This is a genomic window from Gymnodinialimonas phycosphaerae, assembly GCF_019195455.1.
Lineage (GTDB): Bacteria > Pseudomonadota > Alphaproteobacteria > Rhodobacterales > Rhodobacteraceae > Gymnodinialimonas > Gymnodinialimonas phycosphaerae.
In genome coordinates, this window is the sequence record NZ_JAIMBW010000001.1 from 207,260 (window position 1) to 230,977 (window position 23,718).

22 protein-coding genes are annotated in these 23,718 nt (G+C 61.5%); 7 read left to right on the forward strand and 15 right to left on the reverse strand.

Annotation, left to right across the window (positions count from 1 at the left end; translation table 11 throughout):
• Positions 1-2: 2 nt before the first annotated feature.
• The 9 genes from KUL25_RS01050 to hydA form a co-directional block, all read right to left on the reverse strand.
• Positions 3-1,529, reverse strand: a complete 1,527-nt coding sequence (locus KUL25_RS01050; RefSeq protein WP_257891228.1) for a trimethylamine methyltransferase family protein — start codon at positions 1,527-1,529, stop codon at positions 3-5.
• Complete coding sequence (locus KUL25_RS01055; protein WP_257891229.1) at positions 1,526-3,928, reverse strand: GcvT family protein; 2,403 nt, start codon at positions 3,926-3,928, stop codon at positions 1,526-1,528. Before KUL25_RS01055 ends, KUL25_RS01050 begins: the two co-directional genes overlap by 4 nt.
• A 122-nt stretch (positions 3,929-4,050) precedes the next feature.
• Positions 4,051-5,694: an ArnT family glycosyltransferase gene (locus KUL25_RS01060; RefSeq protein WP_257891230.1), complete on the reverse strand. Its 1,644-nt coding sequence runs from the start codon at positions 5,692-5,694 to the stop codon at positions 4,051-4,053.
• Positions 5,691-6,023 (reverse strand): lipid-A-disaccharide synthase N-terminal domain-containing protein, encoded by a 333-nt coding sequence (locus KUL25_RS01065; protein WP_257891231.1) that lies wholly within the window; start codon positions 6,021-6,023, stop codon positions 5,691-5,693. Before KUL25_RS01065 ends, KUL25_RS01060 begins: the two co-directional genes overlap by 4 nt.
• A gap of 2 nt (positions 6,024-6,025) precedes the next feature.
• On the reverse strand, positions 6,026-6,778 hold the full coding sequence (locus tag KUL25_RS01070) for a glycosyltransferase family 2 protein (protein WP_257891232.1): 753 nt from the start codon (positions 6,776-6,778) through the stop codon (positions 6,026-6,028).
• Positions 6,779-6,860: 82 nt separating this feature from the next.
• Positions 6,861-7,769, reverse strand: a complete 909-nt coding sequence (locus tag KUL25_RS01075; RefSeq protein ID WP_257891233.1) for a dihydrodipicolinate synthase family protein — start codon at positions 7,767-7,769, stop codon at positions 6,861-6,863.
• Positions 7,762-8,448 (reverse strand): aspartate/glutamate racemase family protein, encoded by a 687-nt coding sequence (locus KUL25_RS01080; protein WP_257891234.1) that lies wholly within the window; start codon positions 8,446-8,448, stop codon positions 7,762-7,764. The genes KUL25_RS01075 and KUL25_RS01080 overlap by 8 nt, the downstream gene beginning before the upstream one ends.
• Before the next feature lie 6 nt (positions 8,449-8,454).
• Positions 8,455-8,850 (reverse strand): VOC family protein, encoded by a 396-nt coding sequence (locus KUL25_RS01085; RefSeq protein ID WP_257891235.1) that lies wholly within the window; start codon positions 8,848-8,850, stop codon positions 8,455-8,457.
• Positions 8,851-10,230: a dihydropyrimidinase gene (gene hydA, locus KUL25_RS01090; RefSeq protein ID WP_257891236.1), complete on the reverse strand. Its 1,380-nt coding sequence runs from the start codon at positions 10,228-10,230 to the stop codon at positions 8,851-8,853.
• A gap of 711 nt (positions 10,231-10,941) precedes the next feature.
• Here hydA and KUL25_RS01095 point away from each other — a divergent pair.
• From KUL25_RS01095 to KUL25_RS01105, 3 genes are read left to right on the forward strand one after another with little or no spacing between them, the layout of a single operon-like run.
• Positions 10,942-11,322, forward strand: a complete 381-nt coding sequence (locus KUL25_RS01095) for a hypothetical protein (protein ID WP_257891237.1) — start codon at positions 10,942-10,944, stop codon at positions 11,320-11,322.
• Positions 11,323-11,325: 3 nt separating this feature from the next.
• The gene (locus KUL25_RS01100; RefSeq protein ID WP_257891238.1) at positions 11,326-12,420 is read left to right on the forward strand and encodes an AAA family ATPase; all 1,095 of its coding nucleotides are present in this window, start codon (positions 11,326-11,328) and stop codon (positions 12,418-12,420) included.
• Positions 12,417-13,634: a vWA domain-containing protein gene (locus KUL25_RS01105; protein ID WP_257891239.1), complete on the forward strand. Its 1,218-nt coding sequence runs from the start codon at positions 12,417-12,419 to the stop codon at positions 13,632-13,634. The genes KUL25_RS01100 and KUL25_RS01105 overlap by 4 nt, the downstream gene beginning before the upstream one ends.
• On the opposite strand, the gene betA is transcribed toward KUL25_RS01105, so the two are convergent.
• The 3 genes from betA to betI all read right to left on the reverse strand — a co-directional run bounded on the left by betA (position 13,635) and on the right by betI (position 17,541).
• Positions 13,635-15,305, reverse strand: a complete 1,671-nt coding sequence (gene betA, locus KUL25_RS01110) for a choline dehydrogenase (protein ID WP_257891240.1) — start codon at positions 15,303-15,305, stop codon at positions 13,635-13,637.
• On the reverse strand, positions 15,306-16,751 hold the full coding sequence (betB, locus tag KUL25_RS01115; RefSeq protein ID WP_427854381.1) for a betaine-aldehyde dehydrogenase: 1,446 nt from the start codon (positions 16,749-16,751) through the stop codon (positions 15,306-15,308). It abuts the gene before it with no gap.
• A 217-nt stretch (positions 16,752-16,968) separates the two neighbouring features.
• Positions 16,969-17,541 (reverse strand): choline-binding transcriptional repressor BetI, encoded by a 573-nt coding sequence (gene betI, locus KUL25_RS01120; protein ID WP_257891242.1) that lies wholly within the window; start codon positions 17,539-17,541, stop codon positions 16,969-16,971.
• A 93-nt stretch (positions 17,542-17,634) separates the two neighbouring features.
• On the opposite strand from betI, the gene choX reads away from it, so the two are divergent.
• The 4 genes from choX (at position 17,635) to choV (ending at position 21,093) form a co-directional block, all read left to right on the forward strand.
• Positions 17,635-18,579 (forward strand): choline ABC transporter substrate-binding protein, encoded by a 945-nt coding sequence (gene choX / locus KUL25_RS01125; protein WP_257891243.1) that lies wholly within the window; start codon positions 17,635-17,637, stop codon positions 18,577-18,579.
• A gap of 182 nt (positions 18,580-18,761) precedes the next feature.
• A complete protein-coding gene (choW, locus tag KUL25_RS01130; protein WP_257894802.1) occupies positions 18,762-19,658 on the forward strand; it encodes a choline ABC transporter permease subunit in 897 nt (298 codons plus the stop codon).
• On the forward strand, positions 19,655-20,065 hold the full coding sequence (locus KUL25_RS01135; protein ID WP_257891244.1) for a GFA family protein: 411 nt from the start codon (positions 19,655-19,657) through the stop codon (positions 20,063-20,065). Before choW ends, KUL25_RS01135 begins: the two co-directional genes overlap by 4 nt.
• On the forward strand, positions 20,062-21,093 hold the full coding sequence (gene choV, locus KUL25_RS01140; RefSeq protein ID WP_257891245.1) for a choline ABC transporter ATP-binding protein: 1,032 nt from the start codon (positions 20,062-20,064) through the stop codon (positions 21,091-21,093). The genes KUL25_RS01135 and choV overlap by 4 nt, the downstream gene beginning before the upstream one ends.
• Here choV and KUL25_RS01145 read toward each other — a convergent pair.
• From KUL25_RS01145 to KUL25_RS01155, 3 genes are all read right to left on the reverse strand, one after another.
• Positions 21,076-22,125 (reverse strand): acyl-CoA dehydrogenase family protein, encoded by a 1,050-nt coding sequence (locus tag KUL25_RS01145; RefSeq protein WP_257891246.1) that lies wholly within the window; start codon positions 22,123-22,125, stop codon positions 21,076-21,078. The two genes, choV and KUL25_RS01145, sit on opposite strands and share 18 nt — an antisense overlap.
• Positions 22,122-23,303, reverse strand: coding sequence for an acyl-CoA dehydrogenase family protein (locus tag KUL25_RS01150; RefSeq protein WP_257891247.1), 1,182 nt, complete (start codon positions 23,301-23,303; stop codon positions 22,122-22,124). Before KUL25_RS01150 ends, KUL25_RS01145 begins: the two co-directional genes overlap by 4 nt.
• A 65-nt stretch (positions 23,304-23,368) precedes the next feature.
• Positions 23,369-23,698 carry a HesB/IscA family protein gene (locus KUL25_RS01155; protein ID WP_068358911.1) on the reverse strand — a complete coding sequence of 110 codons (330 nt, stop codon included), beginning with the start codon at positions 23,696-23,698 and terminating at the stop codon, positions 23,369-23,371.
• Between the last annotated feature and the right edge of the window lie 20 nt (positions 23,699-23,718).

The window sequence follows — 23,718 nt, forward strand, 5'->3', positions numbered from 1 at the left end:
GTTCAGCTCTCCGGCAGAGCGCCGCCGCGCTGGGTGCGGCGGGCAATATCGGCTTGTAGCGCGTCAAGCCGGTCGGGGTCGACCTTTGGGCCTTTCGGATCGGCCAGGATGCCTTGCCACACGTCCCGAGCGCGGTTGGAGGCGTCCTTCGCGCCACGCTCCGTCCAGGTGCCGAAGTTGGCATAATCATGGATGATGGGCTCGTAGAATTCGGTTTGGAACCGGGCCATGGTTTGAGCGGTCGCGAAGAAATGGCCGCTTGGAGCAGTCTCTGCGATGGCGTCGAGACCGATCTCCGCATCATTCGCCTCGGCGCCCGCGCAAAGCTCGGCCACCATGTTCAGGACTTCAGCGTCGGTGATCAGTTTTTCATAGCTGACGCTGAGCCCACCTTCGAGCCAACCGGCAGAATGGATGACGATCGTGGCCCCCGCCATGAGGCAGCCCCAGAGGCCGAATTGATTTTCATTGGCGGCTTGCACGTCGTTCAGGTTGGCGGCGGACCCCGCCGCCGACCGCCACGGCAGGCCGAGGAAGCGGGCCAATTGGCCCGCCGCCAGGGAGGCTTGGAAATGCGATGGCGTGCCAAAAGCTGGCGCACCGGACTTCATGTCGACGTTGGACGTGAAGGTGCCGTAGCACACCGGCGCGCCGGGTTTGGTTAACTGCGTTAAGGTTATCGCGGCTAAGGCCTCGGCGTGGGAAAGCGTGATTGCGCCTGCAACCGTGATCGGCGCCATGGCCCCCATAAGCGTGAAGGGCGTGACGATCGAGATCTGGCCTGCCCGCGCGAAGTCGATCAGTCCTTGGGCCATCGGAATGTCCAACGTGCGCGGGGAATTGGTGTTGATGATCGTGTAACACCTTGGCTGGTCTGAGAACGCCTCGTCCGTAAGGCCGCGGAAATCACGCAGCATCTCGAAGCTGTCCATCACTTGCGGCGTACCGCGTGAGAAAATGAATGGAAATTTGTCGCTGTGCGTCAACTGGGCTTCCAGCGTGAAATAGTGGCGGATGTTGGTGGCGACGTCTTGCGGCTCCACGAGAGGGGGGAGCATTTGGAAGACGTCGAAGTGATGGGTTAACTGGATTAACTCCTTGAAGTCGCGTGCACAGCCGGGACGACGCCCGCGGATCTCGTCGGTCGCATGGGGGGCGCCCGCGCCGGGCTGAAAGACCAGCGACCCCAATTCCAGCACGATATCGCGATGGGCGACGCCCGCGCGCCCCTCGATCCGGGTGGGTGCAGAGGCGACGGCAGCGGCCACCATATCGCGCCCGATACGAACCATTTCGTCCTTCACGATCGCGCCGCCTGCCGCGAAAATCGCTTGCGCCTCCGGCAGCAAGACCCTCATGCCGAGACGCTCCAGAATGTCCAACGCGGCCTCGTGCATCGCCTCGATCCGGTCCGCCGAGAAGACGTCCATTGATGGGAAGGGGTTACGCAGCTGGCCATAGTTGGTGACGCGCGCCGAGGGACGCGGCCCCGCGCGGTTGCGTCCGCGATTCCGCGTGGGTTGGCTCATCCCCGCATCGCTTTGCCAGCCGGATCATAGGGCGAGGCGGGGATGACTTTCGCCCCCCGTTCGACGCCCACGACATGGACGGTCAAGGCTGTCCCCTCGCTGGCGGCGTCCGCGCTAACCATTGCCATAGCAAGGGATTTCTGGACCGTATGACCGTAGCCACCGGAGGTGACAAACCCTACCATTTCGCCGTTTTGCCATACAGGCTCATAGCCGATGGGGTCCGCGCCCTCGCTGTCGATTTCCAGGGTTACGATCCTCTGATCCGGCCCGTTGCCGTCCCGTTCCGCGACCGCGCCCGCCTTGCCGATGAAGTCTTTCTCCCAGTCGATCCAGCGGTCCATGCCGGTTTGCGCCGGCGTGTAGCCTTGGGTGAATTCCGCCGACCAGATGCCGAAGGACTTCTCCAAGCGGGTGGAGAGAAGCGCATTGAATCCGACCTCTTTGATGCCTGCTTCGGCGCCAGCCTCAAGCAGCATGTGGCGCAAGCTGATGTGGTCGCCGTAGCGGCAATTGATCTCATAGCCGCGCTCCCCCGTAACGCTCATCCGCGCGACATTGGTTTGCAGCAAACCCACGTCCATTCGCGCGCACCCCATGAAAGGAAGATCGACTCCGCCGTGTACCAACTTGTCGATCACGTCCTTCGATTTCGGCCCGGCGAGGGCGAAGCCGCAAATCTCTTCGCCAAGGTCACGAACGTTAACGCCGTTAATCAGATGGTCGTTGAACCACCGCATGTGCCACGCGCGCAGGTAGTAGCTGCCCATGATCCACCAGGTGCCGTCGCCCCAGTTGAACATCGTCAGATCGCCCATGAGACGGCCACTTTCCGCGAGCATCGGCGCCAGTTTTGCCCGGCCGGGTTTTGGCAATCTGCAGGCCATCAAAGTGTTCAGCCAAGGCTCGGCCTCGGGGCCGGAGACCTCGAACCGGGAAAAGCCCGTGATGTCCAGAAGCGCCACGCCTTCGCGCACGACGCGGCATTCCTCGGCCACGATGTCATGGGCGTTGGACCGCTTGAGGGTCAGGTTTTCCACGAACTCCTCGGAGGGCGCGAAGTACAGCGGCACCTCCAGATCCCAGGATTGGCCCCAGCGGCAGCCCGCCGCCGTCATGCCCTCGTAGGCCGAAGCGCGCTTCAAGGGGCGGCCTGCGGGCAACTGTTCGTTCGGGTAGGACATCACGAAGCGGCGCGAGTAGAACTGACCTGTGGTCTGGCGGATGTATTCGCGGTTTTCCGCGAACGTGCCGTAGCGCGCGACATCCATGGAATAAGTGTCGGCCTCGGTCTCGCCGTGGATCATCCATTCGGCCAGCGACTTGCCGACGCCCCCGCCTTGAAGGAATCCGGCCATCACGGCACAGGCGCACCAGTACCCATTAACGCCGTTAACCGGACCCACCAACGGGTTGCCATCGGGTGAAAAGGTGAAGGCACCGTTCACCCAGGTCTTCACGCCCGTGGTTTGCAGCGCGGGATAGCGTTCGAACCCCAGGATCAGCTCATTCTCAATGCGGTCGGTTTGCTCCTGGAACAGCTCCATCCCGTAGTCCCAAGGCGCGCCGTCCATGGCCCAGTGTTCATGGTCAACCTCATATATTCCCAGTAGCAAACCCTTTTGATCCTGCCGCATGTACGTGAACCCTTCCAGGTCCACGGTCATGGGAACCTCGAAGTCCAGCGCCGCCAATTCGGGGATCGTGTCCGAGATCAGATAGTGATGTTTCAGCGGGCTGACGGGCAGCTCGATGCCCGCCATGCGGCCCAATTGCTTTGCCCAAAGGCCGCCCGCGTTAACCACGTGTTCGCAGGTGATGACGCCCTTGTCGGTCACAACTTTCCAGCCGTCTTTTGTCTGGATCAGCTCTTCCACCTTGGTGTGTTCATAGTATTCCGCGCCGCGCATCTTGGCGGCGGTGGCGTAAGCGTGGACGGTGCCGGTGGTATCTACATACCCCTCCCGGTCGGCCCACAACGCGCCGATGACGCCGTCGGTGGACATGATCGGACAGGCTTCTTGCGCCTCTTTAGGGGTCATGAGATGGCAGTCGGTGATTCCGATCGCCTGAAACGTGCGATAAGCCGATTGCAGCCATTCCCAACGTTCCGGTGTGCCCGCAAGCGTCAGGCCGCCGGTCATGTGCAGGCCAATGTTCTGGCCGGACTCGGCTTCAATTTCCGACAATAAATCAATGGTGTAGGCTTGCAGCGCCGCCATGTTGGGGTCCGCGTTCAACGCATGGATGCCGCCGGCTGCGTGCCAGCTGGAGCCTGCGGTCAGTACGCTCCGCTCCAGCATGCACACGTCTTTCCAACCGAATTTCGCCAGATGATAGAGGACGGAGGATCCAACAACGCCCCCCCCGATGACGACGGCACGATAGTGGGATTTCATGGGGCGGGTCTCCGAAAGGTGGACGTGACTTCACGGAGCGTAGGAAGGATTGGACAGTTCTGTCCAGAGCGTTTGCGACGCCCTTCTGGCCATTATGCGACGTGCTCGGCAGAAAAGGGTGCTCAAGGCCCGCAGGGAAGGGTTTCAGCCGAGACGCCCGGGGAAACGTAGAGGCGCAAGGTGACGGGCCGAAAATTGCCGATGGAGATCCCCGTGATTTGAGGCACGTTTGAGAAAGCGTTTTCTGCGCCGGGGATCAACGCGGGCGAGATCCAGGCGGCGCGGTTCGGCGCTTCGGCCAGGTAGGCCAGCGCACCTTCGGCATCGGTCAGGATCGTGTCGGTGCCGAGGCGGAAGACGGCGGAGGGTTCGGCATATCCCGCCAGCGCGATGGGGCCCTCGACACAGCTATACCGCGCGGAAGCTTCGACCAGACGGTCCGCGATCCAGAAGTCACGGGCAGCGGGCAGACTGACGGCGGTCAAAGTCCAGCCCATCGCTACGCCGCAGAGCGCCATTGCCGCGACCGCCTTGGCCACTGCGCCCCTCCACAACAGCGTGACGCCGGTGAGGCCCGCCAACACGAACGCTGTCGCCCCGACGACCGATGGGATGTGAATCGGCTCCGCCGGGCCGTAAGCCACCGGGGCGGCGACCGCCACGACGCTGAAGAACACGAGGGCGAGCGTCCAGCCGACGGTCCCTACAGCGGCGCCCCAGCGGCTGAATGGCATCTCCGCTTTCGTAAGGCGCACCAGTGCTGCGCCACACAGCAACATGAGGGCGGGATAGAGGGGGAGCGTGTAGTGGATCAGCTTGACGGGCACCGCCTCGAACACAATCCAGCCGGGGATAAGCCAGCCCAGAAGCAGCGCTGTTTTCGGGTCCTTGCGGGTGGCCCATGCGAAGGAAAGCGCCATTGGAATCAAAAGGCTCCACGGGAAGAACGTCAGCCAGATCGTGATCAGGTAAAGGCCAGGAGGGGAGGCGGCATGCTCGCCCCCGGCGGTGATCTTGTCGCTCAGGTCGCCGCCAAGGGACGCGCTCCAGAATGCGCCGTCGGTGACAATACTGATGGCGATAAACCACGGGGCGACGAGGGCCATGAAAAGGGCAAGGCCGGGCAGGGGGCGCAGGCGGGTCAGCCAGGTGAGGTTTCGATACTGAAGTGCAATCCACACCATCGCGCCCACGACGGGTAGGACAACCATTGGGCCCTTCAGCAGGAAGCCCGCCGCCAGCCCCGTCCAAAAGGTTAACGGCGTTAACCAGGGACGAGCCATGTCGAGCCACGCACGGCCGAGGGCGCCCATGGTAAGGATCACCGAAAGGACCAAGGCTGCGTCGGTCTTGGCGGTCCGCGCCTCGGCGTGCATCATGTAGACTGTCGCGCAGATCACCCCCGCGATCACCGCGGCGCGTCGTCCGACAACGGGCGTTCCAGCCCAGATCAACGCCAAGGCCGATAACGCCCCTGCCAGATAAGACGGCAAGCGGTGCACCCAGATCGGTGTCTCACCCGAGACACCCGTGATCCAAATCGCGGCCGTTTGCGCCCAATAGATAAGAGCTGGCTTGTTGTGGCGCGGGGCCTCTTGCACGCGCATGTCGATCAGATCGCCCGTCGCCGCCATTTGCCGTGCGGACTGCGCAAACCGCGCCTCGTCACGGTCCTGGACCGGAAGCTCTGCCAGCCCCACCCCGAAGCTTGCAAGCGCCAGAATCAGCACCAAAAGCGGTGCAACGCGGGCTGTCAGATCATTCATGTCTGGTCGTGTACCGCGTCATCAGGCCCGGCGTGTTTGTTGCGGTGGATCAATACCAGGTTGCGGGCGTAAACGATGACGCCAGTGGATTGGCCGAGGATGAAGACAGGGTCTTGGCGGTATATCGCATAGGCCAACATCAACAGGCCGCCGCTTATCGACAAATACCAGAACGCGACGGGGACATAGGACCGCCCCGCTTTCTCAGAGGCGATCCATTGAACGATGAAGCGCGACGCGAAAATGCCTTGAGCAAGGAAGCCAAGCGCGACCCACCAGAATTCGAACCAATTGTCGATGTTCAAGAAACCGAAGAGCCAATCTTCCATGGTCAGCGTTCCTCCGGTCGCGAGATGTCGGTCTCTTTCGGCAAGACCTTGCGACGGCGACGGATCAACCAGGCGACACCCATCAAGTCGAAAAACCCGACGATGGCGCGGCCGAGGTTGGTATATTTCGACGCCCCCGCCACACGCGGTCTATGGGCCACGTCGACATGGGCGATCTGCCAGCCATCTCGTTGAAAAAGCGCGGGTAGATAGCGATGCATATGGTCGAAATAGGGCAGGGCAAGATAGGCATCCCGGCGATACGCCTTCAACCCGCAGCCGGTGTCCCGCGTGCCGTCTTTCAGCAAGACGCCCCGGATCGCATTGGCCGCCCGCGATGCGAGACGTTTGGGTAGCGGATCATCGCGTTTCACGCGCTGGCCGGCCACGAGGCCCAGGCTTTCGGGCCCGTCCAACAACGCGTTCAACAGCTTGGGCAGTTCCTCTGGCGGGTTCTGGCCGTCGCCGTCCAACGTCGCGATGATCGGCGCGCGGGCGGCGCGCACTGCCGCGTGCACCGCCGCCGATTGCCCGGCCGGTCGCGGATGCGTGAGGATCGTCAGGTTCGCCTGCGGATGGGCCGCGCCGAACGCGCGCAGGGCGGTCGCCGTGCCATCGGTGGATCCGTCATCGGTCACGCAAATCTCGAACGCGCCGAGCGGCTCAGCCGCTGCCACGCAAGCACCAAGCAAATGCGGCACCGTTTCGGCCTCATTCAGCATGGGGATCGCAATCGCGAACCGGGGCGTGGTCATCGTGGCGCTCCTCTCGGGCGATTTCGCAACGGTTTAGGCGGAAACAGCGCGGGCCGGAAGAGGCGTTTGAATTATCGGGGCGTCACAAGGCGGAAAGCCGCGCCTCTTGGCGCTCGATCAACGCGTCGATCTCTCGAATGGTGGTGTCACTCATGACGAGGCCAGGTTTGCGCACGGTGGCGTGGGCAATCGCACCGCGTTTTGCGAGGATGTGCTTTCGAACCGCAAGACCCATGCCGGGCTGGCATTCGTAGCGGATCAGCGGCAGGTATGCGTCGAAGATGTCCCGCGCGTGGGCCGGGTCTGTTAGGGTCAGTGCAGTGATGTCACGCATCATCTCGGGGTAGGCGAAACCGGTCATCGCGCCGTCCGCACCGCGCTGCATTTCTTCGAACAGGAACTGGCCCCCATTGCCACAAAGGATCGACATCCTGCGCGCGCCTTCGGCTTCTTGGGTGCGAAGGGCGGTGATCTTCTCCAACCCTGGCCAATCCTCGTGCTTGAGCATTTTACAAGTGGGGCAGGTGTCGAAAATGGTCCGCAGTACCCGGGGCGTGATCTGCACACCCGTGTCGAGGGGGAAGTCTTGCAAGACCCAGGGGGTGGGGCCAAGCGTTTCGGCAACCAGTTGGAAATAAGAGATAATTTGATCATCAGTGCGTAAGGTTTTTGGCGGGGCAACCATGACACCCGCTGCGCCGTTGTCCATCGCCGTGGCGCTGAGGGCTTGGATCGCGGAAAGGCCGGGGGCGGAAACGCCGACGATCACGGGCATGCGGGTTCGGGCCGCAACCCGGTGAATGACGGCCTCAGACTCAGCTGCGGAAAGCTTGCCGGCCTCTCCCATGATGCCGAGGATCGTAATGCCCGTGGCGCCCGTGTTGGCATAAAAATCGACCATGGTGTCGATGCTATCCAGATCCAGTGCGCCGTCGGGCAAAAAGGGCGTCGCCACGATGGTGAAAACGCCGGAGGTGGTCTCATCAAGCATGTCGGTCTCCGACTTTATGGTATTGTTTCAAAGGGATACGGGGCAGAGCCATGGCGACGGCGGCTTGGCAGGGCTCCACCACCGGGACGCCAAGCGCCTCCTCCAGGGGCAAGCGAAAGCGTGCCATGCCAGCGCAGCCCATGATCAAGACGTCTGCGCCGTCCTTCTCGATCAGGTCGCGACCGACTTGTATCATCCGCTCCTGTGTCTTGCCCGCATCTTGCAGGTCGGCGACACCAAGGTTTAACGCGCGATCACCCGCAAGGCGGCTTTGCACGCCCATGGCCCCGATACTGCGCAAGTGGCGTGGAATAGACGTCGGCAAAATCGCAATGATCCCAAAGCGTTGGCCAAGGGTCAGGGCCGTCATGATGGCGCTTTCCTGAATGCCCAGGACAGGCTTTGCGGTCTGGTCCCGCAGCGCATGTAGGCCCGGATCGCCGAAGCAAGCGATCACGAACGCGGTTGCCTGCTCCTCGACCTGTGCGGCGAGGGCGAGGGTCTGCGGGATTGTCTGATCCGCCTGCGCCTGGCTTTCGATGCCTTTGGGCCCAAGGGGGTTGGTGAGGCAGATAATGCGCCCCATGCTTTCCAAAGGCGCGACGGCCGCTTGAATCCCGAGAGTGACAGCCTCGGAAGAGTTTGGGTTGATCACGTAAAGGTTTTGTTTCTCGTCCATGTCAGGTCAGGCGCCCGGCCGCGTGGCAGTCTGGATTTCCAGCTGATAGCCCTCGGGGTCGTCAAACACGAAGGCCCGGATGCCAATGGCATCGTTCACAAACATTTCACTCAGGTTTTCAACGCCTTGGGTCTGGATGTAGCTGTACCAGGCGTCCACATCAGGGACGCGAACGCAAAACTGCACTGGACGCGTTTCGGCCCATTTGTGCATGCCGTGGGCCTCGTCCACGAGGCCGATATGGGCGCCGGGACAAACCCGCATGATCTTGGCGAGGCCGCGCTGGTCGATCACGAGGGGGAATCCCATCACATCACGATAGAACGCCTCCGCTCGAGCCAGATCCTTGTAGTAGAGGAAAGTGATGGCCAGTTCATTGGCGGCGTCAGGGCGTTGCGTCATTCAGGGGCTCCGATCAATCCAGCGGCCTTGGCCGGGGTCAGTAGTGAGTTTTCCATCTGTAACGATCCGATTTCCACGCAGAAAAACATCGACGGGCCAACCGGTTACGCAGTGACCTTCATAGGGATTGTAGCCGACATTGTCGTGCAAGTCGTCCGCCCCATAGGTATGTGTCCTGGTCGGATCCCACAACACGATGTCTGCATCGGCGCCGGGAACAAGGCGTCCCTTGCCAGGCAGCCCGTAGATGTCTGCGGCGGCAGTCGCAGTAAGGGTCTCAAACGCGGTTTGCGGCAACTTGGACCGGTTGATGATTGCATCAAACATCAAGGGCATTCGCGTTTCGAGGCCGGGAAGCCCGTTGGCGATATCGGGAAATGCCGGAGTCGGCCCATTGTGTAATTTCCCCGTATTATCAAATCTGTAAGGAGCGTGATCTGATGAGATGACGTCCAGCGTTCCGTTGCCCAATGCGGTCCAAAGTGCTTCCTGATCCTGCTTGCTGCGTTGCGGGGGAGAGCACATCCATTTCGCGCCTTCCACACCCGGTTTGTCGAGAACCTCGGCTGTCATGAACAGGTAGTGAGGGCAGGTCTCTGCCTTGATCGGAGCGCCCCTGCTGCGGGCTGCCAAGACCTCTCGGGCGGCCGAAGCGCAGGAGACATGAAAGATCATGACCGGTGCATTGATCCGCTCAGCCATGGTGCAGATCCGCGCGACGGCGCGTTTCTCGGCAATTTCCGGTCGTGCCAAAGCATGGTGCTTTGGAGAAATCTTTCCCAATGAAAGCAATTCATTGCGGGCGGACCTTAAAGTCGTATCGTCTTCAGCATGAATGCATGTCAAGGCACCCGCTGGGCCGGTCATCTGCAGAATCCGTTCGATCTGGTCTTCAGAAAGTGCGATGTCGTAGGTGGTGAAAACCTTTACGGATCGGTGGCCTGCCGCGATGAGGGTGCGCAGATCATCCTCGAACCGCGGCACGCTCGGGTCTGAGAGGCTGAGGTGGATGGCATAGTCGATCATCGCGCCGCGCGTTGCGCAGGCCGCGTAATCATCCACAACATCTTGCAAACGCTGCCCTTTTGCCTGTGCCGCGAAGGAAATAACACTCGTGGTTCCGCCAAGAGCGGCTGACCGCGTTGCGGTCTCGAAGGTGTCCGCATTCATCAAGCCCATGCCAGATCGCTGCTCGATATGGGCATGGGGATCGACCCCGCCGGGCGTCGCGATCATCCCCTCGGCGTCAATATTTTTGCCCAGATCCGGAAGGTTTGGTCCAATTGCCGTCAGTTTCCCGTCCGCAACGGCGAGGTCGGCACGGACCTGAGCCTCCCCTTGCAGCAGGGTTGCATTCCGAATGACGAAGGCGTTTGACATTCATTATCCCCGATTGAGGGCAGATTGTCCGTCAACCTGGGGTCTGGCAAGGGCATACCCAAGGCGATAGGGAGCGCTGATGTGGATAAGTTTGTGAGTTATTCGGATTCACCGACTGTCGCGATCTCAAGAATGCTTTCCTATTTGCCATGAATTTTCTCGCTTTTGCAGCTTCTAGCCGGCAAAAGATGTCTTTTTGAAACATCCATTCATCTGTCCACAGGCCCTCCTTTGCGTTCGTTCTGGACGCGTTTCTGATGGTCGGAAACCACGTACCAGAGCCGACCTTTCAAGGCGAAAAGAGGCGCAACTACGCAATCAAATGAGGTTTGGCCGCATCTCTGAGAACTGGGAAATCGACGAAGAAGCACTACCGTCTTCTCATCCGTCACGTGGAAAGCCTTGATGATCATCCTGAGTCCAGAGACCGTCCTAAACCCCTCGGTGCTTGAAACGCGATCGCTGCCCAAGAAGGTCATTGGGCGCGTTCAGATCCTGCCAAGAGGGGCCGCACTCTCGACTTGGATCCGACTGATTTTCGAGATTCAGTTTCTGCGTTACTTGTCCGCGCTCTTGCCTTTTCTGGCATTGATCTTGTTTTCCAGGGACCTTGCGTTGCCGGTTACCCAAGCGCCATTGGCAATGATCCTTGTGATCGGAGTAGTAGAATTGAGGGTTCTGCGCCTTTCGAAACCGGCCAGAGAACGCCTGATGACGCAGGCTGATGCCGACCGCATCCACGACGCTTTTGCTTTTCGCGCCAAAGCGTTATTGCGGCGGATCGCTGCGCGCAGAGGTATCGTGGCGGGCGAGTTGCGGTTGGTAGCGGACCAATCCGAGCTGGCACGCGTGGCCCCCTTGACGTTCGTCTCCATCCAGTCGGCAGACCCCTCGCCGCATATCGTGGCTCTGGCGCCGGAGGATCGCGAGATCCTGCGCGGCCTTTTCGACGAGTCCCTGTCCGAGCACGATTTGCACCGGGCCAATCTGCGCGTCGATGATGCGTTGAGGGATGTGCGTCTTGATGCAGAGGGCGTGTCAGCTCACGCCCGTTTGGCGGCCTGGATGGATGCGCAAGCGGTGGAGGCGTAAGCGATGACGATCAACGCGACCCGTATCTCGGCCGGTGCGGCATTGGACGTTCTGCGTGCGGCGTGGGAGGCGCAGGAGGCCGGGAAAATGACGGCGTCGTGGATGCTTCACGGTCGCCCAGGCGTCGGAAAAACAGAGATCATTCAACAGCTTGCGACTGAAATTGGGGCGGAGCTGTTTGACCTGCGGCTCACCACGATCGAGCCTCAAGATCTGCGCGGTCTTCCTTTCTACGATCACGCGTCCCAAAAGACAGTCTGGTATCGGCCCGAGGATTTGCCCGATCGGGAGGCGCCTGCGATCCTGTTTCTCGATGAGTTGACGGCCGCGTCACCAAGCTTGCAACCGACGGTCTATGGCCTGCTTCAGGAACGCCGCGTGGGGCGGCATGTTCTGCCGGACACCGTCTTCATCGTTGCGGCTGGAAACACCGTCGACGATGGCGCAGTGGCCTACGAAATGGGCACCGCGCTGTCGGATCGTCTGGTCCATATCGTTGTGCTGGCTGACACGGAGGATTGGCTCAAGTCCTATGCCCCGAACGCGGGCATCCATCCAACCGTTGCGGCGTTTCTGCGAACGCGCCCGGATCTGTTCGAAACGACGGAAGCCTCGTTGCGACGTGGAGAGGCCGTGGCCTGCACGCCCAGGTCTTGGGCGCGGGTCAGTGACATCATGGGGCTTTCGATCCGTCGGGCCACGCGGCACGTGATGATCGCGGGCACCGTCGGCGAGGCCGTCGCCGCCGAATTCGCCCTGATGGCCGATGAAATTGCCGCGACGGTTCAGGTCGAGACGATGCTGGACGCGTCGCGCGCGGACCGCGCGGCGTTGTTTCCCAGCACATTGCACGGTCTGACGGCGCTGATCTATGGCATCATTGGCGCCGTGGATGAGAAGCGGCTACCGGCCGCGATCGAAATCCTGAACGATCTCAGATCATTGGAGCGTACCGGCCTGCCAGTGTCAGAGCTTGCCACTTTCGGGTTTGAAATGCTGATCGCCCGGGCGATGGCGCGAGGATGGCAGGCCGCTTTCGCTACATCAGACGCCTATGCGGAATACGCCCGGCATCGGGCGGCGGCATGGCTCCCGTGAGCCACAGTTTGCGTGCGAGGGCAGCCCTGTCCCACCTCGGAGAGGTCGACCCGGCGCTCGGCGTCCTCGCCCTGTGGTGCAAGCACCGCGACGCAGAAGGCGCGACGCGAACCTATGGAAATACAATAATTTACGGGCCGTCCTTCATGTCTCTTGGCGTGGCCGAGCAAGTGGGCCTGATGGCGCATCATGTCCTGCATGTGGCGCTGCGGCATTCCAACCGACAGGTCGCCTTTGCAGAGCGCTTAGGTCCTACATTCGACGCAACCCTTTTCGGGCTGGCGGCGGACGGGTTGATCAACGAGACACTTCTGTTGGCGGGCCATGCCCTGCCTCGGCCTGCGGTTCTCGTGACGGATCTGTTGGAAGAAATTGGCAAGCCCGCCGCGTCATCCGTTCAGGCTTTGACAGAATGGGACACGGAAAGGCTTACGATGGCCTTGCATGCCAGTGTGGAACAGTCGGAAAAAGCTCGAAAATTCGGACGATCGCGGGATTTTTCGCCGGACCTTGTGGGAGGCACTGCGGGGGATGAAGATGAGGCGCCAAGTGCTGCAGATTGGCGAAGCCAAATGGTCCATGCCTTGGAAGCAGGGCGCCGGGCGGGCACCGGGATTGGCCGATTTGGCGGGATATTGGCGGATCTCGCCCCGTCGCGCATCCCTTGGGAAGTGCAATTGCGCGGCCTCTTGAGCACCGCGCTGAGTGACGTTTCGCAAACGTCGTACCGTCGACCCGCCGCGCGATGGATCGCGATGGCGTCTCAGGCGCGGAAGGCCGGGACGCCAGAGCCGGTGTTCCAGCCGGGGAAGACGCGGGACGCCTTTCGCCCTCGGGTCGTTGTCGGTCTGGATACCTCCAGCTCGATTGAGGCGACGACCCTGTTACTGTTTTGTCAAGAAACAGAAGGTGTTAGCCGCAGGTCCGGCGCGGAGGTTCATCTTTTGGCCTTCGACGAATGTGTGCACGCAGCACGCCGACTGGATGCAGGAGGGTGGCGCTCGCTTCGTCAAAACCCTGTTCGAATCGGTGGCGGGACCGATTACGCACCGGTGTTTGAGGCTGCCATGCGGCTGCACCCCTCGATCCTGGTGATATTGACGGACCTCGATGCGCCATTCGGACCGGCCCCCCGATTTCCCGTCCTTTGGGTCGTTCCGGCGCGGGGTGCCAAGGAAGTTCCTTTCGGACGGGTGCTTGAGGTCGACGCATGATTACTCCGCCGCAGCGGCCTTGGCATGGCTCTCGCGTTGGGCGGCTTGCCAATCTGGTGCGATCCAAGTCTCTCTGTTTTCTGCAGGCAGGCGGCGCCCCAATATGTGATCTGCGGCTTTTTCACCGACCATGATCGAAGGGGCATTCAGGTTACCATTCGGAATCAATGGGAAAATCGAGCTGTCCGCCAGGCGTAGACCCTTCACGCCGATCACTCTGTTCTCTGGATCCACCACGGCCATGGGGTCGTCTCGTTGCCCCATTCGGGCTGTTCCACAGGGGTGATAGGCTGATTCCGCGTGCTCGCGAATGATCGCGTCCAGCGCCGCGTCGGTTTGTGCGGCGTTCCCCGGTTGGATCTCATGGTCGACGAAATCCTTGATCGGACCGGTTGCAAAGATCTCTCGTGTCAGGCGGATCGCGCGGCGGAAGTCTTCCCAATCCTTGGCGTGCGACATGTAGTTGAAGCGGATCTTTGGCGCGGCAGCGGGGTCATTGCTTGCAAGCGTGATGTCACCGCGGGAGGGAGAGCGCATGGGTCCGGTATGGGCTTGAAATCCATGGCCGCCGGGGGGCGTTTTGCCATCATAACGCACGGCGATGGGAAGGAAATGATACTGAATATCGGGGTATTGCACCCCGGCGTTCGAGCGGATGAAGCCACAAGCCTCGAAATTGTTGGTCGCCCCGAGCCCGGTCTTGTTGAACAGCCATTGCGCGCCCACCAGTGCCTTGCCCCAAAGCGACCAATAGGGGGCGATGGAGACGGGCTGAGAGGCCGCGTATTGAACATAAAGCTCCAAGTGATCCTGAAGGTTCTGACCAACGCCGCAACGATCCGCGACGATGGGAATATCTTTATCTGCCAGATGGTTACCGGGTCCAATTCCACTAAGCATTAAAATTTTAGGCGAATTGATCGCACCGGCGCACAGGATCACCTCAGCGCGCGCTCGGATCAAGGTTCCGTCTGACAGGCGAACACCCGTGGCACGCCCCTCCTTGAACTCGATCCGTTGCACTAGACCCCTCACCATGTCGCAATTCGATCGAGCGAGAGCGGGCTTCAGATAGGCGCTTGCCGCGGACCAGCGCTTGCCTTTCCAGACCGACATCTCGAAGGCTCCGAAGCCTTCTTGCCGATAGCCGTTATAATCGTCGGTTCTGCCATAGCCAGCTTGCGCACCGGACTCGATAAAAGCTTGATACAGAGGGTTTTTCCGTTCCCCTCGCGTGATGTGTAGTGGGCCGTCATGGCCGCGGAACGCGGGGTCGCCGGCGTCGCCGTGCCACGTCTCGGCGCGCTTGAAGTAGGGCAGGACGTCGGCGTAGGACCAGCCGTCCGCGCCCATTTCGGCCCATATGTCGAAATCCTGCGCATGGCCGCGCACGTAAATCATGCCGTTGATCGATGACGACCCACCGATGACCTTGCCGCGCGGGCAGGCCATGACGCGGTTGTTCATATGCGGCTCGGGTTCGGTCAGATAGCCCCAGTCATACCGCTTCATCCCCATCGGGTAACTCAGCGCGGCAGGCATGTTGATGAACGGTCCCCAATCAGAGCCCCCATGCTCGATGACAAGCACGGACTTCCCGGCCTCAGTCAACCTGAAGGTCACCGCGCAACCCGCTGATCCTGCACCAATAACGACGTAATCAGCTTCCATCTAAAAGGCGGCCTCCACCGGTGACATTCCGACGTAAACCGTCTTGAGTTGAGAGTAATGTTCGATCGCCGCACGCGCATTTTCGCGCCCTACGCCCGAACCCTTCATACCTCCGAAGGGCACTTCCACGGGCGTCAGATTATACTGGTTGATCCATACGCTGCCTGCTTCAATCGCGTGCACGACGCGGTGAGCACGGGTGATATCCGCGGTAAATACCGCGCCGGACAGGCCGAGGTCGGTCGCGTTGGCTCGTGTCACGACTTCCTCTTCCGTTTTGAAGTCGAGAACGGACATGACTGGGCCGAAAATCTCTTCGCGCGCGATGGTCATGTCGTCTGTCACATCCGTGAAGATCGTCGGCTCAATGAAGCAGCCGGGCCGATCCAAGCGCTTGCCGCCGTGCACCAGGCGCGCGCCCTCAGCGATGCCTTTTTCGATGTAATTACAGGTAATTGCCAGCTGTTCTTCACTTACCATCGGGCCGAAATTCGTGGCCTCGTTGCGGGGGTCTCCGATGACGGCATTTGCAGTGCGCTCGGCCAAACGTGCAAGGAAGGCGACCTTGATGCCGCTTTGGACGAACACGCGGGTACCGTTCGAGCACACCTGACCCGAGGCATAGAAATTGGCGTTGATCGCGCCCGAAACTGCATTTTCCAGATCGGCGTCATCGAAGATGATGAGGGGGGATTTGCCGCCCAACTCCATCGTTGCGTGCTTCATGTGCGCAGCGGCAGAGGCGTAGACCTTCTTGCCGGTCGCGGCGGACCCGGTGAGTGAGACCTTGGCGGTGCGTGGGTCTTCGACCAGCGCTTTGCCAACCTCTCCGGCCCCTTGGATCACGTTGTAGACGCCTGGGGGCGCGCCAGCCTCGACCAGAATTTCTGCTAATTTCAAGGCACATAAGGGCGTTTGTTCAGACGGCTTGAAGACCATCGTGTTGCCGCATGCCAGTGCCGGGGCGCCTTTCCACGCGGCGATCTGGGTGGGATAGTTCCACGCGCCGATACCGACGCATACACCAAGCGGCACGCGCATGGTATAGGCCCAATCGCCGCCCAATTGCATGTGTTCGCCGGCCAGGGATGCGGCGAGGCCGCCGAAATACTCCAGGCTGTCGGCGGCAGAGCTTGCATCGGCGATCAACGTTTCCTGGATCGGCTTGCCGGTGTCGAGGGTTTCCAACTCACTAAGTTCTTGATTTCTTTCCCGGATGATGTCCGCAGCCCGGCGCAGGATGCGTCCACGCTCCACGCCCATAAGCGCCGCCCATTGCGCTTGAGCCGCCTTTGCCGCGGTCATTGCAGCTTCCACCACCGCAGGGGTGGCGGCATGGACGCGGGCGATCTCCTCGCCGGTTGCGGGGAAGATCACGGGGATGGCGTCACCTGCTGTATCTTCCAGATACGCGCCGTTCACGAAGTGGCTTGCGGTCGGCTGCATTGTCATTCCCCTCCAGGATGGTGTTGATCTTCCTCAAGAACATTGAGGTTCATATGGTTAAGTATGTGGCGTTCGCACCCCATGCAGGTGGTCGCGAAACGTGTCGATCCAGCGGCGAGGCGGTCGAGCATGGGCGTGTGAGGTCGGTCGAACGGGCCTTCGCGAATGGGCGTCGCGTTCAGTCGATCCGCGATCAAAAACAAAGCGTTAAGCGGGTTCATCGGATCGCAAGCTCCAGAAAATCCGTGACCCGTGTGATGGCGGCCTCGGCGTCGGGTGGACCGACATCGGCCAAAGCGTGCCGGATGTAGAGGCCGTCGATCAGCGCCGCCGCCGTCGCAGCAATGCGTGGCGCGTCAGGCGTTAACGGCGTTAACGCATGGGTCAGGTTGGAAACGAGGCGGTTTTGATAGACGCGTAGCAGACGCGCGGCTTGCGCGTCGCGTTGGGCCATGACGTAGAAGGTCAGCCAGGCCGACACAACATCAGGGCAGAAGTTCTGCCCCCCGAAAGAAGCGCGGGCGATGGCGGTCAGACGCTCCATCGGGGTGTCCGCGCGGGCCAGTTGAGCCCGCGCCTCGGCCCCGAATTCCGCAAGGATCGCGCGCATCGCCGCCAGCAGCAAATCGTCCTTGGATCCGAAGTAGTGGTGCGCCAGCGCCGAGGACACGCCCGCTGCCTTCGCGATCTGTCCCATGGTCACGTCCAGCGACCCGCGCCGCCCGATTTCCGTGATAGTCGCGTTGACAAGCGCGTCCTTCCGTATAGCCATCATACCTGTGCGGGGCATCGCGAGACCTTCCATGTTGCCGTGCACCAGAAATAGTTTTTTAATTGACTGGTCAATCAACAAAAAGATCAGCAACCTGTGGGAGACCAAAAAATGACTCTTTATCGCTCGACGGCGACATCTGTATTGGCCCTTGCGCTTAGCGCCGGGACCGCCATGGCCGATGCTCATGCCGATTGCGGCACCGTGACGTTCTCGGACGTGGGCTGGACCGACATCACGGCGACCACTGCTGCGACGACCGTGGTGCTTGAGGCGCTGGGATACGAGACCGACATCCTGGTCCTGTCCGTGCCCGTCACCTACACGTCGCTGGCCGCCGGTGACGTCGACATCTTCCTTGGCAACTGGATGCCCACGATGGAGGCTGACATCGCGCCCTATCGCGAGGCCGGGACCGTCGACACCGTGCGCGCCAACCTTGAGGGCGCGAAGTACACGCTGGCCACCAATGCGGCAGGCGCCGCGCTTGGGATCACCGATTTCGCCTCCATCGCCAATTTCGCCGATGAACTGAACGGCGAGATCTACGGCATCGAGCCCGGCAACGACGGCAACCGCCTGATCATGGATATGATCGAAGCGGACGCCTTCGGCCTGAGCGAGTTCGAGGTCGTCGAGTCCTCGGAGCAGGGGATGCTGGCCCAGGTCGCCCGTCAGAGCGACCGCGAGCAGCCGATCGTCTTCCTCGGCTGGGAGCCGCACCCGATGAACGCCAATTTCGAGCTGACCTACCTTGAGGGCGGCGACGATTGGTTCGGCGCCGATCTGGGCGGGGCGACCGTCTTCACCAATACCTCGGCTGGCTATGTGGCGGCCTGTCCGAACGTGGGCGCGTTGTTGCAGAACTTGCAGTTCAGCCTTGCCATGGAGAACGAGATCATGGGTGCGATCCTGAATGACGGTGAAGAGCCCGCCGATGCGGCGACCGCGTGGATGGTGGCCAACCCTGACGCCGTGATGGCCTGGCTTGACGGTGTGACAACCTTCGACGGGGGCGATGCCACCGCTGCCGTGTCCGAAGCTCTGGGTCTTTAAGTTAACGGCGTTTACCCTTTGGATGGTCCGCCGTTTTCGGTGGGCCATCCGCTCTGGGGGGGCCGCACCTCATCCATTGGGAAGGCCAAGATATGAATTGGTTTCAAGAAATCCGCCAATGGTGGCGTGAGGACGGCATTTCCGAATGCTCTTTCCCCAATGATCCGGACGTGACAGGCCCGATCACCTTCCTGACCGAATGCAAGTTGCGCATCGGTGACGGTGCAGAGGCGGCATTCGACTGGCTGCAAAGTAACGGGGCTTTCCTCTTTGACGCCATGGCGGTCGCGCTGGAGGTGATGATCGACCTCTTCCTCGCGCTCCTGCAAGAGCCGCCCAACACGTCCTGGATCCAGGACATCCGGTTGCGCGACGCGGCCTTTCTGTATCCGCAGGAATGGCACCCGTTCCTGATTATCGCGATTTTCACCGCGCTGGCGTGGTGGCTGCACCGCGGCTGGAAGGTGCCTGCATTGGTGGCAGTCGGCTTCCTGTTCATCGTCAACCAGGGCTACTGGGAAGAGACGACCGAAAGCCTGACCCTCGTCCTTTCGGCCTGCGTCGTCTGCATGGGCGTGGGTGTTCCCATCGGGATCGCGGTGGCCCACAGACCCCGGCTTTACGCCTGGATGCGGCCCGTGCTGGACCTGATGCAGACCCTGCCGACCTTCGTCTATCTTATTCCGGCCATTGTATTTTTCGGCATCGGGATGGTGCCGGGCCTGATTGCCACGGTGATTTTCGTGCTGCCTGCGCCGATCCGGTTGACCCATCTTGGCATTTCGTCCACGCCGCAGTCCTTGCTGGAAGCCGCCGATGCGTTTGGGGCCACGCCGTCGCAAAAGCTGTGGAAGGTCGAGCTGCCCTATGCCCTGCCGCAGATCATGACGGGCCTGAATCAGACCATCATGCTGTCGCTCTCGATGGTGGTGATCGCGGCCCTTGTGGGGGCCGACGGATTGGGCGTTCCGGTTGTGCGGGCGCTGAACCAGGTGAACACCGGGCTGGGGTTCGAAAGCGGATTTGTCATCGTCGTCGTGGCCATCGTGCTCGAACGCACCTTGAGGGTAAAGACATGAAATTGAACGGACAATGTCATTGCGGCGCGGTGCGCTTCACGGCCGATTTGACGGACGGGTTGGCCAGCGCGCGGCGGTGCGATTGTTCGCTGTGCACGATGCGCGGCGCGGTTGCTGTCTCGGCGGCACTGGACGGTCTGACAATCACGCAAGGCGCTGACAACCTGACGCTTTACCAGTTCAACACCCGCGTGGCCGAGCACTATTTCTGCAAGACCTGCGGCATCTACACCCATCACAGGCGGCGCTCGAACCCCAATGAATATGGGGTGAACCTGGCGTGTCTGGAAGGTCAATCGCCGTGGCAATTGCCCGAGATTACCGTCAACGACGGCCAACAACACCCCAACGACGGCGGCCCGCCAAACGGTGTCGCAGGCATCCTGCGCTATGAGGCTTATCGATGAGCACAGCCGTTTCCTTCCGCGATGTCTGCATCATGTTCGGCCCCCGCCCGGCGGCTGCCCTGAAGATGGCCGACGCGGGTGACACCCGGTCCGAGATTCAGGCCGCCACGGGCCATGTTCTGGGCGTTCACGAATGCTCGCTCGATGTGGAGGAGGGCGAGATCCTTGTGCTCATGGGGCTCTCGGGCTCGGGCAAATCCACGCTTCTACGGGCGGTTAACGGCCTTAACCCCGTGGTGCGCGGTCAAGTGGAGATCCACGACGGGGAATGGTCTTGCACCTTGCCGGGGGCCTCCAAGGCGGACCTTCGCTACCTGCGCCAGACCTGCGTTTCGATGGTGTTTCAGCAATTTGGCCTGCTGCCCTGGCGCACGGTGCGCGAGAATGTGGGCCTTGGCCTGGAACTGGCGGGCCAATCCCCCGCCGTGCGGCAGGCGGCGGTTGATACGCAACTGGCATTGGTTGGCCTCAGTGAGTGGGCGGACCGTAAGGTCGGCGAGCTTTCGGGCGGGATGCAGCAGCGCGTGGGCCTTGCCCGCGCCTTTGTCACCGACGCGCCGATCCTGCTGATGGACGAGCCGTTCTCCGCGCTCGACCCGCTGATCCGTAGCAAGTTGCAGGACGAGCTTCTGGACCTGCAACGGGACCTCAAGCGTACCATCATCTTCGTCAGTCACGATCTGGACGAGGCGTTCAAGATCGGCAATCGCATTGCGATCCTTGAGGGCGGGCGGATCGTGCAAGTCGGCACGCCGCGGCAAATATTCTCGGAACCCGCGACGGACTATGTTGCGGAATTTGTGTCCAATATGAACCCCTTGGGCGTGTTGACCGCGCGCGACGTCATGAAGGACCTGCCCACAGTCGGGCCCACAGTCGGGCCGCTTATCCCGGTCGAGATGCCGGTCAAGGACATCCTCGAACGGTTCGCCGAAAGCGCGGCACCCTTGGCCGTGGAGGAGGACGGAGAAGTCATCGGAACGGTCACAACGGAGTCCATCGCCGCGCGGTTAGGCACCCCCGGCTAGGTCCGCCATCAGCCGTTCCAGATGCCAATCGCTGTCGCCCAACTGGTGGTCGATCATCACCAGCCGCTTGGCGTAGTGCGACAGCGGGTACTCCCATGTGATGCCGATGCCGCCGTGCATCTGGATCGCCTCTTCCGACACCTGCCGCGCGATCCTGCCCACCAGATGTTTGGCTTGCGCAGCGCGTTTTGCAAAGGCCTCGGTGCCGTCAGCGGAGGCGGCAAGAATCACGATGGAGCGCGCCTGTTCGATCTCGATGGCAAGATCGATGGCCCGGTGTTGCAGGGCCTGAAACGCCCCGAGGGGTTGGCCGAATTGTTTGCGGGTCTTGAGGTAGTCGACCAGCATGCCTTGCACCACGTCCATCGCGCCAAGCGCTTCGGCGCACAGGGCCAGGGCACCGCGATCAAGGGCCGTTTGAAGGAGGTCTTCCGCGTTTTCCATGACCTGCTGCGCCGGGGTTTCGTCGAAGAAGACTTCTCCCGCAGGGCCGCCGTCGATCATGGCGTAACCGGTGATTTCTGCCTCAGAAGCAGTGACTTGGAACAATCCGATGCTGTCGCCGTCGCGGGCGGCGACCAGCAGGACGTCGGCAGTCGGGGCGCCGTAGACCACGGTCTTTCGTCCCGTTAAGCGATCCTGAACGGCTGTCGTGGTGATGTCATGGATACCATAGGGCGCGTCGGTCTCGCTGATCGCGAGGGCATAGCGTGTGCCTGTCATCAGGGCGTCCGTGTCCGCCAAAAGGGCGGCGGCGAGGAGTTGGCCCAGGACAGGCTCTGGACACAGCGCACGGCCCAGTTCTTCGAAGACGGTGACGATGTCGAAGCCGTGGCCCCCCATGCCGCCACGTGCTTCGGGGACGAGGGCATAGAAAAGGCCCAGGTCCGTCAATTCCGCCCATCTTTCGGGGTCATGGAATGGGTCGGCGTAAGCTACGGCGTTACGGTGCTCGATGCCGTAAGCATCGGCCAGGTAGCGGCGCAGGGTCTCGGACAACATGCGCCGATCGTCGGATTGCTCGAAATTCATTGCATCAGCCCTTTGGCCAGAATGTTGCGCTGAATCTCATTCGAGCCGCCGTAGATGGAGATCTTTCGGTTGTTGAAATAGCCACCCGCGTTGTGGGCGTGACCGGCAGGTGCGATCGCCAGATTGTCGAGGTCCTCGGACGGGAAGGGGGCCGCAGCTGGCCCCAAGGCCCGGCGCGCCAGATCGTTCAACGCCTGTCGCAGGACCGTCCCCTTGATCTTCAGCATCGACGGCTCCGCCCCCAACTGCCCGCCCTGGGCCGCCTTCGACAGCATCCGCAGGTTGGTGATCTTCATCGCTTCCAATTCCGCCTCGATCTCGGCCAGGCGCGCTGCGAAAAGAGGGTTCTGGATCAAAGGCTTGCCGCCGCGCGTGACTTGACGCGCCAGTGCTTTCACCTGCTCCAGCGCCTGCACGGAAAATCCCGTGCCGGCGATGTTGGCCCGCTCATGCCCCAGAAGGTATTTGGCAATGCTCCAGCCCTCGTTCTCCGCACCCACACGGTTCGCGACGGGCACGCGGACATCGGTGAAGAAGACCTCATTGACCTCATAGCCGCCCTCGATCAGGCGGATCGGCCGCATCTCGATGCCGGGCGTGTCAAGGTCGATCAAAACGAAGCTGATGCCCGCTTGCGGCTTGCCCTCGAACTGCGTGCGCACGAGGCAGAAAATGCGGTTGGCGTATTGGCCATAGGTTGTCCATGTCTTCTGGCCGGTGATGACATAGGTGTCGCCGTCCCGCTCCGCGCGGGTTTTCAGCGAGGCCAGATCGCTCCCCGCGCCGGGCTCGGAGTAGCCTTGGCACCACCAGTCGCGGCCGTCCAGAACACGGGGCAGATACTCGGCCTGTTGCGCAGGCGTGCCGAATTGCATCAGCACCGGCGCCAGCATTTTCAGGCCGAACGGCACAATCCGGGGGGCATTGGCCAGCGCACATTCTTCCTCAAAAATGTGCAACTCGATCGGGCCCCAATCGCAGCCGCCGTGGGCCTTTGGCCATGTGCCCGCAAGCCAGCCCTTTTGCGCGAGGATCGCGTGCCAGCGCTCCATGTCGTCTCGGGTCGCTCCCGCTCCAGACGCGACGCGGGCGGCGATGTCAGGGGGCAGGGCCTCGGCAAGAAAGGTGCGGACGTCGTCCTGGAATGCCTGCTCTTTCGGTGAATGTGTCAGATCCATCGTGCCCTCCCGTGGTTAACGAAAGGGTAGCAGCCGATCGCAAAAGCGCCAGCGAGAACGTAGCGTTACATCGAAAACGACGTCCCGCAACCGCAGGAGGACGAGGCATTGGGGTTGTCGATCGTGAACCGCGCGCCGATCAGCTCCTCGGTGAAATCGATCACCGCGTCCGCAAGAAACGGCAATGAGACCGTGTCGACCACGACCTTTTGGCCTTGGCCTTCCAGCACGAGGTCGTCCGTTGCGGGCGTATCGAGCTTGATTTCATACTGAAATCCTGAACAGCCGCCACCTTCGACGGCCACGCGCAGGGCTTGCGGGGTGTCGGCGTCCTCATTGATCTCGGCAAGACGCGCGAAGGCGCGGTCCGTGACTTTGGGAGGGATCGAAAGCATGGGCGTTCACCTGTCGTAAA

Excerpts from the sequence above, each read along its gene's own strand:
- KUL25_RS01050 (WP_257891228.1), bottom strand. The coding sequence starts at position 1,529 with ATGAGCCAACCCACGCGGAATCGCGGACGCAACCGCGCGGGGCCGCGT.
- choX (WP_257891243.1), top strand. The coding sequence starts at position 17,635 with ATGACTCTTTATCGCTCGACGGCGACATCTGTATTGGCCCTTGCGCTT.
- KUL25_RS01145 (WP_257891246.1), bottom strand. The coding sequence starts at position 22,125 with ATGAATTTCGAGCAATCCGACGATCGGCGCATGTTGTCCGAGACCCTG.
- KUL25_RS01085 (WP_257891235.1), bottom strand. The coding sequence starts at position 8,850 with ATGACGCAACGCCCTGACGCCGCCAATGAACTGGCCATCACTTTCCTC.
- betA (WP_257891240.1), bottom strand. The coding sequence starts at position 15,305 with ATGGAAGCTGATTACGTCGTTATTGGTGCAGGATCAGCGGGTTGCGCG.
- KUL25_RS01135 (WP_257891244.1), top strand. The coding sequence starts at position 19,655 with ATGAAATTGAACGGACAATGTCATTGCGGCGCGGTGCGCTTCACGGCC.
- KUL25_RS01150 (WP_257891247.1), bottom strand. The coding sequence starts at position 23,303 with ATGGATCTGACACATTCACCGAAAGAGCAGGCATTCCAGGACGACGTC.
- KUL25_RS01095 (WP_257891237.1), top strand. The coding sequence starts at position 10,942 with ATGACGCAGGCTGATGCCGACCGCATCCACGACGCTTTTGCTTTTCGC.
- choV (WP_257891245.1), top strand. The coding sequence starts at position 20,062 with ATGAGCACAGCCGTTTCCTTCCGCGATGTCTGCATCATGTTCGGCCCC.
- KUL25_RS01070 (WP_257891232.1), bottom strand. The coding sequence starts at position 6,778 with ATGACCACGCCCCGGTTCGCGATTGCGATCCCCATGCTGAATGAGGCC.
- betB (WP_427854381.1), bottom strand. The coding sequence starts at position 16,751 with ATGCAGCCGACCGCAAGCCACTTCGTGAACGGCGCGTATCTGGAAGAT.
- KUL25_RS01075 (WP_257891233.1), bottom strand. The coding sequence starts at position 7,769 with ATGCTTGATGAGACCACCTCCGGCGTTTTCACCATCGTGGCGACGCCC.
- KUL25_RS01060 (WP_257891230.1), bottom strand. The coding sequence starts at position 5,694 with ATGAATGATCTGACAGCCCGCGTTGCACCGCTTTTGGTGCTGATTCTG.
- betI (WP_257891242.1), bottom strand. The coding sequence starts at position 17,541 with ATGCCCCGCACAGGTATGATGGCTATACGGAAGGACGCGCTTGTCAAC.
- KUL25_RS01055 (WP_257891229.1), bottom strand. The coding sequence starts at position 3,928 with ATGAAATCCCACTATCGTGCCGTCGTCATCGGGGGGGGCGTTGTTGGA.
- hydA (WP_257891236.1), bottom strand. The coding sequence starts at position 10,230 with ATGTCAAACGCCTTCGTCATTCGGAATGCAACCCTGCTGCAAGGGGAG.
- KUL25_RS01065 (WP_257891231.1), bottom strand. The coding sequence starts at position 6,023 with ATGGAAGATTGGCTCTTCGGTTTCTTGAACATCGACAATTGGTTCGAA.
- KUL25_RS01100 (WP_257891238.1), top strand. The coding sequence starts at position 11,326 with ATGACGATCAACGCGACCCGTATCTCGGCCGGTGCGGCATTGGACGTT.
- KUL25_RS01080 (WP_257891234.1), bottom strand. The coding sequence starts at position 8,448 with ATGGACGAGAAACAAAACCTTTACGTGATCAACCCAAACTCTTCCGAG.
- KUL25_RS01155 (WP_068358911.1), bottom strand. The coding sequence starts at position 23,698 with ATGCTTTCGATCCCTCCCAAAGTCACGGACCGCGCCTTCGCGCGTCTT.